The organism is Pseudomonas sp. MIS38 (genome assembly GCF_019891575.1).
In the GTDB taxonomy this organism is placed as follows: Bacteria; Pseudomonadota; Gammaproteobacteria; order Pseudomonadales; family Pseudomonadaceae; genus Aquipseudomonas; species Aquipseudomonas putida_A.
The window spans coordinates 86,972-104,093 of the sequence record NZ_JAFLXF010000021.1 but is presented as its reverse complement, the minus strand read 5'-3'; the positions used below and the strand labels follow the sequence as shown (position 1 = coordinate 104,093).

Genomic DNA, 17,122 nt, shown 5'->3' with positions numbered 1-17,122 from the left:
GGGTTTGGTTATGGAGACACCCCTTTGCGCATTGTTCTTTTATTCACCGCGTGGCTGTTGAGCTTCGGGGCCATGGCGGCGCCGGGCGATGTGGCGACGCTGGATCGCACCACCTGGCCGGAGCAACTGAGCAGCCCGACGCTGTTCGACGTCGCCTCGCGCGCGGAAATCCTCATGTTCGCCCGGGGCCTGCTCGGCACCGAGGCGCTGGACGAGGCCGCGCTGGCCCAGCGCCTTGGGCTGCGCACGGTCAACGTCGACGCGATCAGCCGCCTGCGCCAGCGGCTCTGGGAACGTCTGTTGGCCAACTACAACTTCGCCCAGCAGAGCTGCGATCAGGATGCCTCGTTCTGCTTCCTCGTCGAAGACCTGCCGACCCTGCGCGAGCAGGCCGCCAAGTTCGTGGTCAGCGACGACAGCTATTACACCAAGTGGGCCGAGCCGAGCCGGTTGTTTCATCTGCAGTATCTGGACGAGCTGATGCGCAAGGCCGCGCTGTCACCGCAAACCAGCAGCGAAGTCGATCAATTCGGCGACTACGAGCGCAATGGCGACGAGATGCACGATCGACTGTTTCTGCTGAGCTTCGACAGCGCCGCCAATCTGCAGCCGGACAACACCGACTGGATTGCCGACTACCTGCGCAAATCCAATCTCAGCGGCACGTTCTTCCTGTTGGGCAAGGATGTGCAGGCGCGTCTGGCCGATCGCTCGGTGAGCAACCTGCAATCGGAGTTCTCGAAACAGTGTGTGGGCGTGCAGGGTTGGGAGTTCCGTTCCCACAGCTATTGGCAGGACTGGCAGGACTCGGTGCGCCGCAGCGCCGATCTGGTGAAGAACAAGTTGCCGGAGAACTATGTGCCACTGTTCCGTCCGCCGGAGGGGCAGCGCCGCAGTGATGCTGGCAGCTTCTTCCGCAATCAGGGCCTGCAAGTGGCGCTGTGGGACATCGATGCCCAGGACGGCGCCGGCAAGCTCAAGGGCGCACAGAGTGCGCAGCGGGTGCTGACCCTGATGCTGCTGTGGCGTCACGGGGTGATCAATTTCAACATGAAACAGGATGCGGTGAAGACCGCGTTGCCGTGGCTGATCACGCAAACTGCACAAAGCGGCATCGGCTTTGAAGACTGTCAGGACGGGTTTCGCTGATAAACGGAAAAAGCCCGGAAACATTGGGCTTGGGGCGATTTTTCTAGAGAATTCGATGCAGGCGGACTTCCGACTTTAGCGGGGTCTGGACGGTCCGCCAAGGGCTTTTCGTCACTCTGCAAAATAAACTTAAAAAAACCGTCAAAGTGCTTTTTTATGTCATGGGTTTTGGAGTATTACGAAGACAGACCGCCGAAACCTGCAACACAGGTGGCGTCTTCCAAGACTCCTTTTGTGTGCAGTTCATCCAGGCCCTCGTGGATGAATTCGGCAGTCACTTCGAGGCGCAGCACCGCCCAGGTATTGCGTCGAATGGCTCCCACAAAGGTGACCGAGTATGGATGATCACGGACGTAGCCCTTCTTCCAACCAGCCAATCCTTTATGTACTCGATACCAACGTATTGATTCACGATCCAAATGCCCTGCTGAATTTCGAAGAACACCACGTCGCGATCCCGATGACCGTGCTCGAAGAGCTGGACAAGCTCAAGAGCGGCCATCACAGCGTTGCTGCCGAATGCCGCCAGGCAATCCGCCTGATCGACAAGACCCTGGGCGATGCCTCCCCCGAGGACGTCGAGCTGGGTGTGCCGATTCAGCGCGGCAAGGGCGGGCCGAAGGGCTTGCTGTCAATTCTGATGAGCAAACAGGCCGAGTCGAACCTGATTCTGCCCGAGCATCTGAACGACAACAAAATCATCAACCAGTTGATCGACCTGCACACCCGTGATCCGAAGAAGGCCGTGGTGCTGGTCACCAAAGACATCAACATGCGCCTCAAGGCGCGCGCCTGCGGGATCGCGGCCGAGGATTACAGCACCGACCAGTTGGTCGATGACGTGTCCCTGCTGCCCAACGGCTACCACAACATGACCGGCTCCTTCTGGGACCGCGTGAGCAAGGTCGAAACCCGTCAGGATCACGGCCGCACCTGGCATCAGGTGCAGTTGATCGACAACCTGCCGGCGGTGCACATCAACGAATTCATCATTGACGAACAAGGCTTTGTCGGCTGGATCAAGGAAATCCAGGAAGACAAGCTGCTGATCCTCGACCTGCACCAGGAACCGCTGCTGCACCAGGAAGCCTGGGGCCTCAAGCCGCGGGACATCTACCAGAGCCTGGCGCTGTATGCGTTGCTGGATCCGGACATTCACCTAGTCAACCTGTCGGGTGCCGCCGGTTCCGGCAAAACCATTCTGGCACTGGCCGCGGCGATCGAGCAGACCATGGTCAGCAAGCGCTATCGCCGGATCATCGCGACCCGCAGCGTGCAGGGCCTGGACCAGGAAATCGGCTTCCTGCCGGGCACCGAAGCGGAAAAAATGGAGCCTTGGCTGGGCGCCATCACCGACAACCTCGAAGCCTTGCACATGGATGACGAAAACACCCATGGCAGCGTCGACTACATCCTCAGCAAAGTGCCGTTGCAGTTCAAATCGCTCAACTACATTCGTGGTCGCAGCTTCCAGCAGAGCCTGATCCTGATCGACGAATGCCAGAACCTCACGCCGCACCAGATGAAAACCATCATCACCCGGGCCGGCGCCGGTTCCAAAGTGGTGTGCCTGGGCAACCTGGCGCAGATCGACACCCCTTACCTGTCCGCGACCAGCTCCGGGCTGACCTACCTGACCGAACGCTTCAAGGATTTCCCCAACGGGGTGCACATCACCCTGCAAGGGGTGCCACGCTCGATTCTGGCCGAATACGCCGAATCGCATTTGTAACCCTCCACCAGAAAACGGGCGGCCTGACAGCCGCCCGTTTTTTATGGATGAACACATCACCCAATGTGGGAGCGGGCTTGCTCGCGAAAGCGGTGTGTCAGCCACCAAATGTGTGCCTGATACACCGCTTTCGCGAGCAAGCCCGCTCCCACAGGGGATAGTGGTGAATTCATAATCAGTGATGCGGAAATTTGACCCACAGGTTTACAATCCCTGCTCCTGATCAGGAGTAATCCCGTGCTGACTCATCTCGATTCCCAAGGTCGCGCCAACATGGTCGACGTCACCGAAAAAGCCGTGACGTTCCGTGAGGCGACGGCCCAAGCGCTGGTGCGCATGCTCCCCGAAACCCTGCAGATGATCGTCAGCGGCGGCCATCCCAAGGGCGACGTGTTTGCCGTAGCGCGCATTGCCGGCATTCAGGCGGCGAAGAAAACCAGTGATCTGATCCCGCTGTGCCATCCGCTGATGCTCACCGGGGTCAAGGTCGAACTCAGCGCTGAAGGTGACGACAGCGTGCGCATCGTCGCCCGCTGCAAGCTGTCGGGGCAGACCGGCGTAGAGATGGAAGCACTGACCGCTGCCAGCGTCGCCGCACTGACCATCTATGACATGTGCAAAGCGGTGGATCGCGGCATGATCATCGAAAGCGTGCGTCTGCTGGAGAAGGTCGGCGGCAAGAGCGGGCATTTTCAGGCGGAGCAGCCATGAAGCTGACGGTTAAATTCTTTGCCCGTTATCGTGAAGCGCTGGGCGTGGACTCGGTCGAGGTCGAAGGCGATTTCGCCACGGTCGACGCTGTGCGTGCGCTGCTCGCGCAACGCGAGGGCGCCGAAGTGCTGAGCGAACAGAACCTGATGTGCGCACGCAACGAAGACCTGTGCCCGCTCGACGAGCCGGTGAGCGATGGCGACGAAGTGGCGTTTTTCCCCACCGTGACCGGAGGCTGAGGCATGGCGATTCGGGTGCAGTCCACGGCGTTCGATCCCGGCGCTGAAGTCAACGCGATGCACGCGGCGAATGTCGGTGTTGGCGCGGTGGTAAGTTTTGTCGGTTACGTGCGCGACTTCAATGATGGGTTGGATGTGGCCGGGATGTTCCTCGAACATTATCCGGGCATGACCGAAAAAGCCCTTGGCAAGATCGCCGTCGAGGCCGAGCAGCGCTGGCCGCTGTTGAAGCTCGAAGTGCTGCACCGCATCGGCGCGCTGGAGCCTGGCGAGCCGATCGTGTTTGTCGGCGCGGCCAGCGCCCATCGCCAGGCGGCGTTCGACGCCTGCGCCTTCGTCATGGACTACCTGAAAACCCGCGCGCCGTTCTGGAAGAAAGAAAACACCAGTGACGGCCCGCGCTGGGTCGAGGGGCGTGACAGTGATCATGCCGCTGCGGATCGCTGGAAAAAATAGTTTTTATAGCGCCTTCAAGTCCGTCTTCGCGAGCAAGCCCGCTCCCACAGGAGAACGCATTCCAATGTGGGAGCGGGCTTGCCCGCGAAGGCGTCATCCGCCACGCAAAAAATCCTGCCTCTTTCATCTGATTGACGGTTTGTACGTAAAAGTCCAGTATGGATTTACAAGTACAAAATTCCGTTCCAGCTCTTTTTCTTCTGTCTTGCCAAACCAACAACAACCCGCGAGAGAACGAACATGAAGAAACTCCCCCTGATTACCGGTCTGGCCCTGAGCCTGTTGGCGTGCACCAGCTCGTTTGCCGCCGAGAAAACCCTGCGCATCGGCATTGAGGCCGCTTATCCACCGTTCGCCTCGAAAACCGACAAGGGTGAGATCGTCGGTTTCGACTACGACATCGGCAACGCCCTGTGCGCGCAGATGAAGGTCAAGTGTGTGTGGGTCGAGGGTGAGTTCGATGGCCTGATTCCTTCGTTGAAAGTGAAGAAAATCGACATGGCTTTGTCGTCGATGACCATCAACGAAGACCGCAAGAAGTCGGTGGATTTCACCCACAAGTACTACTTCACGTCGTCACGGCTGGTGATGAAGGAAGGCGCCACGGTCGATGACCAATACGCCAGCCTCAAGGGCAAGACCGTCGGCGTGCAGCGCGCCACCACCACCGATCGTTATGCTACCGAGGTGTTCGAACCGAAGGGCATCAACGTCAAGCGCTACGGCAATAACGAAGAAATCTACATGGACCTGGCGGCCGGGCGGCTCGATGCGATTTTCGCCGACACCATCCCGCTGAACGATTTCCTGTCGATGCCACGCGGCAAGGGCTATGCGTTTGTCGGGCCGGAGCTGAAGGATCCGAAGTACGTGGGCGAGGGCGCGGGGATCGCGGTGCGCAAGGGCAATACCGAGCTGGTCAGTGAGTTGAACACGGCCATCGACGGGATTCGGGCGAGTGGCGAGTATCAGAAGATTTCCCAGAAGTATTTCAAGTCCGACATCTACGGCGACTGATAGTCCGCTATCGCGAGCAGGCTCACTCCTACAGGGGAACGCATTCCAACTGTAGGAGTGAGCCTGCTCGCGATGGGGCCAGAACTGCCAATGCAGATCTTCAGCCCTTCAATTCCTTCAAATGCTTGTACACCGTCGCCCGCCCCATGTTCAGCACATTGGCCACATAGTTCGAGGCGCTCTTGCCCTTGAACGCGCCTTCGGCGTGCAGGGCCAATACCAGTTCGCGCTTGTGATCGCGGGTCAGCAGATTCAGGCTCAGCTGGCGCTCGCGCAGCCAGGCGTGGAGGAAGGTGTTGATGCGTTCCTGCCAGTCATCGCGAAACAGTGAATCCGGCTGCGGGATCAGTTTGCTCGGCGACAGGAACAGATCCAGCGCAGCCTTGGCATTCTCGAACAGCGAAATATTCAGGTTGATGCACAGCACCGCCAGCGGCCGCTCATCGTGGTCGCGCAGCACGGTGCTCAGGCTGCGGATTTTCTGGCCGTCCCAATTGAGCTTTTCGTACGGGCCGATGTTGCGCTCGCTGACCTCCTCGCTGAGCATGTCTTCAAGCGATGAATCGTCGCCGATCTCGCGCTTGGACAGGTTGTTGGCGATGTAGTCGACCTTCTGCGTGCGCAGGTCGTGCAGCACCACTTCGGCGTGGGGAAAGAACAGCGTGGCGATGGCGTCGGCGATGGCACGGAAGTTATCCAGTGCCGGATCGAATTCGGGGGCGGTCATGATTGTGGAGCTCCAGGCGGCGTCAGCGCCCCCGTGCACGGGGGCGCTGCGAGTGTGCCGCAATCCGTTGGGCGCGTCATCCGCAGGGGGCATCAGCGCAGTCGTGAAGGGGAGAGCATGGCGCTGCTCAGGCCGAACTGCTGCAACGACTCAGGCAACGGCTGACCACGCACCAATGCCGCGCTGGCCTGGCCCATGGCCGGTGAAGTCTGAATACCGTAACCGCCCTGGGCCGCGACCCAGAACAGCCCCGGCACCTGCGGATCGAAACCGCTGAGCAGATCACCGTCGGCGACGAAGCTGCGCAGTCCGGCCCAGGTGCGGGTCGGGCGGCGGATAGTCAGGGTCGTAGCCTCTTCGATCTGATAGATGCCCATGGCGATGTCCAGCTCTTCCGGTTGCACGTCATGCGGTTCGACCGGGTCGGCGTTGGCCGGCGAGCCGAGGAACATCCCGGCGTCGGGCTTCATGTAGAACGATTCGTCGAGGCTGACCAGCATCGGCCAGTGATGAATGTCCACGCCCTCGGGGCCGGCGAAAATGAACGCCGCACGGCGTTTCGGTTGCAGGCCCAGCGCCTGGGCGCCAGCCAGCGCGCCGATCTGGTCAGCCCAGGCGCCGGCGGCGTTGATGATGACCGGCGCGCGGAAGGTCTGACCGTTGGTTTGCACCTGCCAGAGGCCAGCGGCGTCGCGCGTCAGGCCCAGCACTTCGCAATCGGTGTGCACCTCGCCGTTGTTGCGGCGGATACCGCGCAGGTAGCCCTGATGCAGGGCGTCGGTGTCGATGTCACTGGCGGTCGGATCGTAGATCGCGCCGTGGACTTTTTCCCGACGCAGGATCGGCAGACGGGCGCAGGCTTCGTCGGCGCTGAGCAGCTGCATTTCTGGCACTGTGGCTTTGGCGCTGAGGTACTGGTTGTTCAGCTCGGCGGCGTCACCGCTGAAGTCCACGGTCATTTCGCCGCGCGGTGTCAGCAATGGGTGCTCACAGAAACCGCTCGGCGGATGGTCGAAAAACTCACGGCTGGCCAGTGTCAGCGCCCGCACCTGCGGCGTACCGTAGGCGGCGGTGTACAGCGCGGCAGAACGCCCGGTGGAGTGATAGGCCGGGTGCGATTCACGTTCGAGCACGATCACTTTGGCGTGGGGCGACAGCCAGAAACCGGTGGAAGCGCCGGCAATCCCGCCGCCGATGATGATGAAATCTGCCTGGCTCATGAAAGTCTCCAGTTGCTCGCAATATTGGAAAATTCGCTGATCCCCTGTGGGAGCGGGCTTGCTCGCGAAGGCGGTATGTCATTCGGCAAATGCGTTGCCTGATACGGCCTCTTCGCGAGCAAGCCCGCTCCCACAATGGGATTTGTGGTGTTAGTGGGTTAAGAGATAAACCGCATTCGCCAGCGCAATGTCTTCCAGGCCCAGGCCGATTGAACGGAAAAATACGTGACGGTCGTAATCAGGGCGCGGCACTTTCTCGCTGAGCAGGTCGGCGAGGTCACCGACAATCGCAGACTTGTCCCAGCCATGCTGCTCGGTCGCGATCAACATCTCACCGGCCGAGCCCGGCGTGGTCAGCCGATAGTCACAGAACACTTGCATGTCGCTCAGGCTCTGCGGCGGCACCTCATGGGCGCGTGGCGCGTTGGTGCTGATCGAGGTGATCAGCGCCGGTTTGCTCAAGCTGGCCGGGTCGATCACTGGGCCGGCGGACGAGGTGCAGAGCATGATCACGTCCGCGTCTATGTGGGCGACATCGCGGCTGTCGGCAATCTTCACCCCCGGGTAGATCTCTTTCAGCAGCGCCCGGGTTTCAGCGTCTTCCGACAGGCTCGGCGAATACACGCTGATGTTCTGCCAGTCGCGCAGACCTTTCACGTAATGCAGATGCGCCTGAGCAACCTTGCCGCTGCCGATGATCGCCAGCCGTTGGGCATTCAGCGGGGCGAGGGCATCGACAGCAACGGCGGTGGTCGCTGCAGTGCGTGCGCTGGTCAGCTCGCCGGCATCGCAAAGCAACAGCGGTTGGCCGGTTTTCATCGACATCAATAGGGTCCACGCCGTGACCAGTGGCCCTTGCTCGCGGACGATGTACGGCGAGGTCTTGACCCCGTACACGCCATCCTCGGCCAGCACCCCCAGATAATTGATGAAGTCGCCGGCGCCCTGCGGAAACTCCACCAGTTGCTGCGCCGGTTGCACGGCGTGGCCGGCGGCGAGGTCGCGGAACAGTTTGCGCAGGATCTGCGGCACGTCGATGCGCGCCAGCAGCTCGCGGGCCTGGGTGTGGTCGATCACGTAGGGTGTACTGGACATGTCAGGCTCCGCGGTCTGGATATAAACTAATTTGTCCATTATGGACTTTTAGTTGTCTATCGCAAGCGCCTGTTGAAAACGCCGGGCAAAAAAAAGCGCAGTCCGTTGCCGGCTGCGCTTTTTGCGTTACAGATCGCTTACTGCGGCTGCGGACGCTTGCGTTCAACAGCGCGCAACAGGTGCGTCGGTGGTGTTTCGCAGCTGATCTTGCGACCGAGTTTTTCTTCGATCGACGGCAACTGGTAGGAGTCGTCCTCGCCGGCGAAGCTGATCGATACACCGTCGGCGCCCGCGCGACCGGTACGGCCGATGCGGTGCACGTAGTCGTCCGGGACTTCCGGCAGGGTGAAGTTGATCACGTGGCTGATGCCGTCGATGTGGATGCCGCGACCGGCGACATCGGTGGCCACCAGCACGCGGATCTTGCCTTCGCGGAAGCCTTCGAGGGTCTTGATGCGCTTGTGCTGCGGCACGTCGCCGGACAGTTGCGCGGCGTTGATGCCGTCGCGCACCAGACGCTCTTCGATGCGGCGCACTTCATCCTTGCGGTTGGCGAAGACGATCACGCGCTCCCAGCCGTTATCGTTGACCAGGTTGTAGAGCAGTTTGTATTTGTCAGCCGCGGCCACCGCATAGATGTGCTGCTCGACGTTTTCGTTGGCCACGTTGGTGATTTCGATTTCGACGATCGCCGGATCGGTAGTCCATTGCTTGGCCAGGTTCATCACGTCTTCGGTGAAGGTCGCGGAGAACAGCAGGGTCTGACGCTCGGACTTCGGCGGGGTCTGGCGAATGATCTGCCGCACTTGCGGGATGAAGCCCATGTCGAGCATGCGGTCGGCTTCGTCCAGCACCATCACTTCGACCATGTCCAGGTGCACGTCGCCGCGCTGGTTGAAGTCGAGCAGACGGCCCGGGGTGGCGACGAGGATGTCGCAGTGGCGCGCTTCGAGGTGCTTGAGCTGCTTGTCGAAGTCCATGCCGCCAACGAACGTCATGACGTTGAGGCCGGTGTACTTGGTCAGGTCGGCAGCATCCTTGGCGATCTGCACCACCAGCTCACGGGTCGGCGCGATGATCAGTGCACGGGGTTCACCCATGTAGCGTTCTTTCGGCGGCGGCGTCTGCAGCAACTGAGTGATGATCGAGATCAGGAACGCGGCGGTCTTGCCGGTACCGGTCTGCGCGCGGCCGATGGCGTCTTTGCCGGCGAGGGTGAAACCCAGCACCTGCGCCTGGATCGGCGTGCAGTACGGGAAGCCCAGGTCCTGGATGGCGTGCATCAGTTCCGGAGCGAGCTTGAAATCGTGAAAGCGGGTTTTGCCTTCCTGGGGTTCGACGACGAAATCTTCGAGTTTCCAGGGAATGACCGGTGCCTTGGGCTTCGGTTCGCGGCGCGGCCGGGGTGGTTTCGGCGCTTCGGCGCGGACCGGTTCGGTGGCGACGGCAGGTTGCGGCTCAGGCTGGGGTGTCGCTACCGGAGCCGGACGTTCAGCCTTGGGCACATCGCTGCGAGGGCCGGGGGCGTGCGACGGCGCACTGGGGACTGGCGCGAGCTGCTCAGCCTCGCTTTTACCGAACATTTTCTTGAGTGCTTTGAGCACGGTCATCTCATCAATTGGTTAAGGAATGTACGCCGGCCAGTGTAATGCAAGAAACGGGCGCGGCGTAGTGGGATGATCAAAGGGGCGATGCAGCTGAAACGATCAACGCAGGCGTTCGCCCAGCCAGACGCCGATATCACGAATTTCTTCGGGTAACACTTCGTGCTCCATTGGGTATTCCTGCCATGTCACGGTGACACCATGCTTCACCAAATGCTCATAGGCACTGCGCCCCATCGAGTTCTGCACCACGCTGTCGAACTGGCCGTGCAGGCACAGCGCAGGAATACGCTGCTGACTGGCTGAAAGCTCCATCTCGTCAGTGAAGGTCGGGGCGTAGGTGGAGAGGGCAAGTACGCCACCCAACGGACCTTGCCACTTTATATAAGCGGTGTGCAGAACGACGGCGCCGCCTTGGGAAAACCCGGCGAGAAAAATCCGCGAAGCGTCTATTCCGCTGGCGCGCTCCTTTTCGATCAATTCAATGATGCGATCCGCCGACGCTTCCAACTGCTCACGGTCAATCGACCGTGCCGGGCTCATGGCCTTTATGTCGTACCAGCTCGGCATCTCGTAACCACCGTTGATGGTGACGGGCTGGGTTGGCGCTTGCGGCAATACAAAGCGGGTAGTCAGCAGGCTTTCCTGCAGCGCTTCGGCGACCGGCAAGAAGTCATAGCGGTCCGCGCCGAGGCCGTGCAGCCAGATCACGCAGGCGTCTGCAGGCTTTACGGGTTGAAGAATCAGGGGCTCGGTCATGGCTGCTCCAAAAATGTGCGGGCGCTCTCAATAAGTGCGTGATTGAGGTGCGCGTCCGGTCGATCCGTTAAGAAGATGTCGCAAGGCTACAAGTTTTGCTATTGACCTGTCGCGCAATCGCTTCAGCAGGCGGTGTGGTACGGGCTTTGCTATGGAGGATTCTGTACGAAGCGTCCTACGCCTTGCGGTAACACTATCAGTGTACGTCTTGCGACGGGATTGCAAAGAATCCGGTGATGGATGTTCGCCGATGGCCGCTACGGGCAAAGCGAACGTGAAAGGGCTACAGCCCGTTCGGCCGATTGGTGAGAAGTGAGTTGTCCATGATGTGGATTTTCTCCTACTAGACTCATAGCGAAGGTCTTACGTCGGTTGACCCCAAAAAAAGCCAACACGGGTCAACAACGCCTCAAAAGGGTGCGACTGGACTCAAGCTCCGACACAACAAGAGCAAAACTGGAGGTTTGAATGAAGATGTTGAAATCCACTCTGGCGGTCGTGACTGCAGCAGCAGTACTCGGCGTCAGCGGGTTCGCTCAGGCGGGTGCAACCCTGGATGCCGTGCAGAAGAAAGGTTTCGTGCAGTGTGGCGTGAGCGACGGTCTGCCGGGTTTCTCGGTACCGGACGCTTCGGGCAAGATCCTCGGGATCGACGCTGACGTCTGCCGCGCTGTGGCCGCTGCCGTATTCGGCGACGCCAACAAGGTCAAGTTCAGCCAGTTGAACGCCAAGGAGCGCTTCACCGCGCTGCAGTCCGGCGAAATCGACCTGCTCTCGCGCAACACCACCATGACCAGCTCGCGTGACGCCGGCATGGGCCTGAAATTCCCGGGCTTCATCACTTACTACGACGGCGTGGGCTTCCTGGCCAACAACAAGCTGGGCGTGAAAAGTGCCAAGGAACTGGACGGTGCAACCATCTGCATCCAGGCCGGTACCACCACCGAACTGAACGTCTCCGACTACTTCCGCGCCAACGGCCTGAAGTACACCCCGATCACTTTCGACACCTCCGATGAAAGCGCCAAGTCGCTGGAATCCGGTCGTTGCGACGTGCTGACCTCCGACAAGTCGCAGCTGTACGCACAGCGCAGCAAACTGGCTTCGCCAAAAGACTACGTGGTACTGCCGGAAACCATCTCCAAAGAACCACTGGGCCCGGTCGTGCGTAACGGCGACGACGAGTGGCTGGCGATCGTTCGCTGGGTTGGCTACGCGCTGCTGAACACTGAAGAAGCCGGCGTGACGTCGAAAAACGTGCTGGAAGAAGCCAAATCCACCAAGAACCCGGACGTCGCTCGTCTGCTGGGTGCTGACGGTGAATACGGCAAGGACCTGAAACTGCCGAAGGACTGGGTTGTGAAAATCGTTTCGCAGGTCGGTAACTACGGTGAAATCTTCGAGAAAAACCTCGGCAAGAGCACTCCGCTGGAAATCGACCGTGGCCTGAACGCGCTGTGGACCAACGGCGGCATTCAGTACGCACCACCAGTGCGCTAATGGTTCTATCACCCGGCGGGCCAACCGCCGGGTGATGTTCTGTTCCATTTCTTCCGGGGCACTTCATGCAAAATTCAATCGGCGCACCAAAGCAGAGGCTCAGCCTCAGCGATCCGCGAGTGCGTGCGTGGCTGTTTCAGATCATCACCGTCGTGGCGGTGGTCGCCATGGGCTGGTATCTGTTCGATAACACCCAGACCAACCTGCAACACCGGGGCATTACCTCCGGTTTCAGCTTTCTGGAGCGCAGTGCCGGGTTCGGCATCGCTCAGCACCTGATCTCCTACACCGAAGCGGACAGTTACGCTCGGGTGTTCGTGATCGGCCTGCTCAACACCCTGTTGGTGACCTTCATCGGCGTGATCCTGGCGACCCTGCTGGGCTTCATCATCGGTGTGGCGCGGCTGTCGCCGAACTGGATCATCAGCAAACTGGCGACCGTGTACGTGGAAGTGTTCCGCAACATTCCGCCGCTGCTGCAGATCCTGTTCTGGTACTTCGCGGTATTCCTGACCATGCCGGGACCGCGCAACAGCCACAACTTCGGCGACAGCTTCTTCGTCAGCAGCCGTGGCCTGAACATGCCGGCCGCGCAAATGGCTGACGGCTTCTGGGCGTTCTTCATCAGTGTGGTGCTGGCCATCGTCGCCATCGTGCTGATGTGCCGCTGGGCCAACAAGCGTTTCGAAGACACCGGCGTACCGTTTCACAAGTTCTGGACCGGCCTGGCGATCCTGCTGGTGATCCCGACCTTGTGCGCGCTGATCTTCGGTGCACCCCTGCACTGGGAAATGCCGCAACTCAAAGGCTTCAACTTCGTCGGCGGCTGGGTGCTGATCCCGGAACTGCTCGCGTTGACCCTGGCGCTGACCGTGTACACCGCTGCGTTCATCGCGGAAATCGTCCGTTCGGGGATCAAGTCGGTCAGCCATGGCCAGACCGAAGCGGCGCGTTCGCTCGGCCTGCGCAACGGCCCAACCCTGCGCAAGGTGATCATTCCGCAAGCCTTGCGAGTGATCATTCCGCCGCTGACCAGCCAATACCTGAACCTGGCGAAGAACTCGTCGCTGGCCGCCGGTATCGGTTATCCGGAAATGGTTTCGCTGTTCGCCGGCACCGTGCTCAACCAGACCGGTCAGGCCATCGAAGTCATTGCCATCACCATGAGCGTGTACCTGGCGATCAGTATCAGCATTTCCCTGCTGATGAACTGGTACAACAAGCGCATTGCGCTGATCGAGCGGTGAGGAAACGCGCATGACAACCCATACTTTCAAACCCGACATGCCACCGCCGGCCAAGGTCTTCGGCCCGATGGCATGGATACGCGCGAACATGTTTTCCAGCTGGCTCAACACCCTGCTGACCCTGTTTGCGTTTTACCTGATCTACCTGGTGGTACCACCGATCCTCAGTTGGGCGATTCTCGATGCCAACTGGGTCGGCACCACCCGCGCCGACTGCACCAAGGACGGCGCCTGCTGGGTGTTCATTCAGCAGCGTTTCGGCCAGTTCATGTACGGCTACTACCCGACCGGCCTGCGCTGGCGCGTCGACCTGACCGTGTGGCTGGCGGTGATCGGTGTGGCGCCGCTGTTCATCTCGCGCTTCCCGCGTAAAGCGGTGTACGGCCTGAGCTTCCTGGTGATCTACCCGATCGTCGCCTGGTGCCTGCTGCATGGCGGCGTGTTCGGCCTCGACGCCGTGGCGACCAGCCAGTGGGGCGGTCTGATGCTGACCCTGGTCATCGCCACCGTGGGTATCGCTGGTGCCTTGCCGCTGGGGATCATTCTGGCGCTGGGCCGGCGCTCGAACATGCCGGCGATTCGTGTGGTCTGCGTGACCTTCATCGAGTTCTGGCGCGGCGTGCCGTTGATCACGGTGCTGTTCATGTCCTCGGTGATGCTGCCGCTGTTCCTGCCCGAAGGCATGAACTTCGACAAGCTGCTGCGGGCGCTGATCGGGGTGATCCTGTTCCAGTCGGCCTACGTTGCCGAAGTGGTGCGCGGCGGTCTGCAAGCGATCCCCAAAGGTCAGTACGAAGCGGCAGCGGCGATGGGCCTCGGTTACTGGCGCGCCATGGGCCTGGTGATTCTGCCGCAAGCCCTGAAGCTGGTGATCCCGGGCATCGTCAACACCTTCATTGCGCTGTTCAAGGACACCAGCCTGGTGATCATCATCGGCCTGTTCGACCTGCTCAACAGCGTCAAGCAAGCCGCTGCCGACCCGAAATGGCTGGGCATGGCCACCGAAGGCTACGTGTTCGCCGCCCTGGTGTTCTGGATTTTCTGTTTTGGTATGTCGCGCTATTCCATGCATCTGGAACGCAAGCTCGACACTGGCCACAAGCGTTAGGAGTTCTCTGTAAATGAGCGAAGCAATCAAAAAGCCTGTCGGCCCTGAAGGCATTATCCAGATGCAGGGCGTGAACAAGTGGTACGGCCAGTTCCACGTGCTGAAAGACATCAACCTCAACGTCAAACAGGGCGAGCGTATCGTCCTGTGCGGCCCGTCGGGTTCCGGCAAATCGACCACGATTCGTTGCCTCAATCGCCTGGAAGAACACCAGCAGGGCCGCATCGTGGTCGACGGCGTGGAGCTGACCAACGACCTCAAGCAGATCGAAGCGATCCGTCGCGAAGTCGGCATGGTGTTCCAGCACTTCAACCTGTTCCCGCACCTGACCATCCTGCAAAACTGTACGCTGGCGCCGATGTGGGTGCGCAAGATGCCCAAGCGCAAGGCCGAGGAAATCGCCATGCATTATCTGGAGCGCGTACGCATTCCGGAGCAGGCGCACAAGTTTCCGGGGCAACTGTCCGGCGGTCAGCAACAGCGTGTGGCGATTGCCCGTGCGCTGTGCATGAAACCGAAAATCATGCTGTTCGACGAACCGACCTCGGCCCTCGACCCGGAGATGGTCAAAGAGGTGCTGGACACCATGATCGGCCTCGCCGAAGACGGCATGACCATGCTCTGCGTGACCCACGAAATGGGCTTCGCCCGCACCGTGGCCAACCGTGTGATCTTCATGGACAAGGGCGAAATCGTCGAACAGGCGGCGCCGAACGACTTCTTCGACAACCCGCAAAATGACCGTACCAAGCTGTTCCTGAGCCAGATCCTGCATTGATTGCCTGAGAAGCTCGCCTGACAAAAAGCCCTGCCGGTATGCCGACAGGGCTTTTTTCATGGGGGCGAATCAGCCCGCATTTGTTTTGCGTTCAAGTGCCAGGTGCACGGCACGCAGCGCGTTGAGTCGGCCGTGCCCGTAGTAGTGACTGTGGCCGTTTTCGTCGTACTGGCCGCGCGGCCCGTCATTGGGGTGGCCGATCTTGTCGCAGCAATCGGCAAGTATCTGGCGTACCGCAGAGCGATCAAGCTCGGGATTGACGCCGAGCACCAGCGCAGCGATGCCCGCGGCGCCGGGGCAGGCGCTGGAGGTACCGCTGAAGGTGTCGGTGTAGGCCGGCAATGTGGCGGCGGCAAACTTTGCGCTCAAATCAGTGGTACGGATACCCCGGGTCTGCGGGATCGAAGTCGCAGGCTTGAACTTCGGATCGGGGTGTTTCTGATCTCCGCTGGGAAAGCAGCACCAGAGTGACTTGCCATAGTCACTGTAGGCACTGCGCCGGTTCTGATCGTTGCAGGCACCTACCGCAATGACATGGGGGTGGCTGGAATAGCCATCGTTATCGGCGCACTCGTTACCGTTTCCCGCGCCAAAAAAGATCACACAGCCTTTGCCATTGCGGCCCTTGGTGGCGGCGTATTCGATTGCCAGCCGTGTGCTGGCGGCCAGGGGAAACACTTGCGTGTGACGCGGGTCCGCCGGGTCGGCCCAATGCCCTTCAGCCGGCCCCCAGCTGCAGGAAATGACGTCGGCTCCCTGATCGGCCGCCCAGAAAAAGGCGTCGGCCTCCGCGCGGGCTCCCAAGGGTTTGGTGAGTTTCAATGGCATCAGGCTGGCTTTGGGGGCGACACCGCTGGCGCCGTCCTCACCATTGGCGCAAGCGACCCCGGCAGCGGCCGTACCGTGGCGTTCCAGGGCGTTCAGTGGGCGCGGGCCGCCTTTGGCGTTACGTCGGTCAAAGTTCTTTGCACCGACCACTTTGCCTTCTCCGGAAAATTCGGGATGGTCAATATCAAACGCGTCATCGATGACTGCGATGACGATGCCTTCGCCCTGCGCGAGCTCATGCGCGGCTTCGACGTTGGCGCTGGCATCGATTTCAACCTGATAGGTCACGGTGGTTTTCTTCAGGTGCCACTGATTGGCATGGATCGCTCGGCGTTGACCCTGGCGCAGCAGCTCCGGGTGGCAGTACTCGATCTCGTCGCGTTCCAGCCATTCACTCGTGAGGGTGCAGATATCGATGCCATGGGTGGCGGGGTGATGCACAAAAAAGGCATTTTTTGCATACGGCACCTGTTGCTTGATCATCAGGCCCAGCGCTTGAAGTATGACCATGCACTCAGTGGCTTTCAGTGAGTCGATGAACTTCAAAAAGATATTTTCGGTATAGAGCACCGGCTCCTGATTGATGGGATCCACCAGCACGCTGCCCGCGAAGCGCACGTCGGGCAATTCGCGTAGCAGCGCCTTGCGTTGCGATGCGTCCGAGTGTCCAGGCAGTTTGAAAATCTGCACATCAGCGTCCTCGACATGCAGCAACAGCTCGCAACCTTCCAGCGCTGCGTGAGCAGATTCGCAGCAAAGCGTTTGGGCCAACTGCGTTCCCGCGTGGCTGCGGACTGCCAGCAATTGGCGATTTTTCTGCAGAACAAAAGGGCGGTCGTGCTGCTTGCCGAAATTGACTTCTACCATGAGCGTGCTTCTTCCTTTGGATAATGACGGGGCAAAATGCCCCTGGATCAATGTCCAAAGTCTGCAGTCCAGCGTCCGCAAGTGA

General features: G+C 60.3%; 16 protein-coding genes. 10 read left to right on the top strand and 6 right to left on the bottom strand.

The window, feature by feature from the left end; genetic code table 11:
* The first annotated feature begins 72 nt into the window (after positions 1–72).
* The 6 genes from J1G18_RS21795 (at position 73) to J1G18_RS21770 (ending at position 5,304) form a co-directional block, all read left to right on the top strand.
* Positions 73–1,149 (top strand): polysaccharide deacetylase family protein, encoded by a 1,077-nt coding sequence (locus tag J1G18_RS21795; RefSeq protein WP_410477719.1) that lies wholly within the window; start codon positions 73–75, stop codon positions 1,147–1,149.
* Between the two features lie 337 nt (positions 1,150–1,486).
* The gene (locus tag J1G18_RS21790; protein ID WP_095139594.1) at positions 1,487–2,881 is read left to right on the top strand and encodes a PhoH family protein; all 1,395 of its coding nucleotides are present in this window, start codon (positions 1,487–1,489) and stop codon (positions 2,879–2,881) included.
* Positions 2,882–3,118: 237 nt separating this feature from the next.
* Positions 3,119–3,592 carry a cyclic pyranopterin monophosphate synthase MoaC gene (gene moaC / locus J1G18_RS21785; protein ID WP_027610932.1) on the top strand — a complete coding sequence of 158 codons (474 nt, stop codon included), beginning with the start codon at positions 3,119–3,121 and terminating at the stop codon, positions 3,590–3,592.
* Entirely contained in the window at positions 3,589–3,831 is a 243-nt protein-coding gene (moaD, locus tag J1G18_RS21780) for a molybdopterin converting factor subunit 1 (RefSeq protein ID WP_098967306.1), read from the top strand. The genes moaC and moaD overlap by 4 nt, the downstream gene beginning before the upstream one ends.
* Positions 3,832–3,834: 3 nt before the next feature.
* Positions 3,835–4,287: a molybdopterin synthase catalytic subunit MoaE gene (moaE, locus tag J1G18_RS21775; protein WP_007965204.1), complete on the top strand. Its 453-nt coding sequence runs from the start codon at positions 3,835–3,837 to the stop codon at positions 4,285–4,287.
* 240 nt (positions 4,288–4,527) lie between these two features.
* Positions 4,528–5,304 carry an ABC transporter substrate-binding protein gene (locus J1G18_RS21770; protein ID WP_027610934.1) on the top strand — a complete coding sequence of 259 codons (777 nt, stop codon included), beginning with the start codon at positions 4,528–4,530 and terminating at the stop codon, positions 5,302–5,304.
* Between the two features lie 100 nt (positions 5,305–5,404).
* On the opposite strand, the gene J1G18_RS21765 is transcribed toward J1G18_RS21770, so the two are convergent.
* From J1G18_RS21765 to J1G18_RS21745, 5 genes are all read right to left on the bottom strand, one after another.
* Positions 5,405–6,031: a transcriptional regulator gene (locus J1G18_RS21765; protein WP_098967310.1), complete on the bottom strand. Its 627-nt coding sequence runs from the start codon at positions 6,029–6,031 to the stop codon at positions 5,405–5,407.
* 92 nt (positions 6,032–6,123) lie between these two features.
* The gene (locus J1G18_RS21760) at positions 6,124–7,251 is read right to left on the bottom strand and encodes an NAD(P)/FAD-dependent oxidoreductase (RefSeq protein ID WP_210558936.1); all 1,128 of its coding nucleotides are present in this window, start codon (positions 7,249–7,251) and stop codon (positions 6,124–6,126) included.
* A gap of 150 nt (positions 7,252–7,401) precedes the next feature.
* Positions 7,402–8,346 carry an ornithine cyclodeaminase family protein gene (locus J1G18_RS21755; protein ID WP_098967314.1) on the bottom strand — a complete coding sequence of 315 codons (945 nt, stop codon included), beginning with the start codon at positions 8,344–8,346 and terminating at the stop codon, positions 7,402–7,404.
* 137 nt (positions 8,347–8,483) lie between these two features.
* On the bottom strand, positions 8,484–9,956 hold the full coding sequence (gene rhlB, locus J1G18_RS21750; protein WP_135295008.1) for an ATP-dependent RNA helicase RhlB: 1,473 nt from the start codon (positions 9,954–9,956) through the stop codon (positions 8,484–8,486).
* Between the two features lie 96 nt (positions 9,957–10,052).
* Positions 10,053–10,709 carry an alpha/beta hydrolase gene (locus tag J1G18_RS21745; protein WP_135295009.1) on the bottom strand — a complete coding sequence of 219 codons (657 nt, stop codon included), beginning with the start codon at positions 10,707–10,709 and terminating at the stop codon, positions 10,053–10,055.
* Positions 10,710–11,177: 468 nt separating this feature from the next.
* On the opposite strand from J1G18_RS21745, the gene J1G18_RS21740 reads away from it, so the two are divergent.
* The 4 genes from J1G18_RS21740 to J1G18_RS21725 all read left to right on the top strand — a co-directional run bounded on the left by J1G18_RS21740 (position 11,178) and on the right by J1G18_RS21725 (position 15,342).
* The gene (locus tag J1G18_RS21740; protein WP_007965188.1) at positions 11,178–12,209 is read left to right on the top strand and encodes an amino acid ABC transporter substrate-binding protein; all 1,032 of its coding nucleotides are present in this window, start codon (positions 11,178–11,180) and stop codon (positions 12,207–12,209) included.
* A gap of 65 nt (positions 12,210–12,274) precedes the next feature.
* On the top strand, positions 12,275–13,456 hold the full coding sequence (locus J1G18_RS21735; RefSeq protein WP_223008434.1) for an amino acid ABC transporter permease: 1,182 nt from the start codon (positions 12,275–12,277) through the stop codon (positions 13,454–13,456).
* Positions 13,457–13,466: 10 nt separating this feature from the next.
* Positions 13,467–14,564, top strand: a complete 1,098-nt coding sequence (locus J1G18_RS21730; RefSeq protein ID WP_007965184.1) for an amino acid ABC transporter permease — start codon at positions 13,467–13,469, stop codon at positions 14,562–14,564.
* 13 nt (positions 14,565–14,577) lie between these two features.
* The gene (locus J1G18_RS21725; RefSeq protein WP_003221897.1) at positions 14,578–15,342 is read left to right on the top strand and encodes an amino acid ABC transporter ATP-binding protein; all 765 of its coding nucleotides are present in this window, start codon (positions 14,578–14,580) and stop codon (positions 15,340–15,342) included.
* Between the two features lie 69 nt (positions 15,343–15,411).
* On the opposite strand, the gene J1G18_RS21720 is transcribed toward J1G18_RS21725, so the two are convergent.
* Entirely contained in the window at positions 15,412–17,037 is a 1,626-nt protein-coding gene (locus J1G18_RS21720; protein ID WP_223008433.1) for a S8 family peptidase, read from the bottom strand.
* Positions 17,038–17,122: the final 85 nt, after the last annotated feature.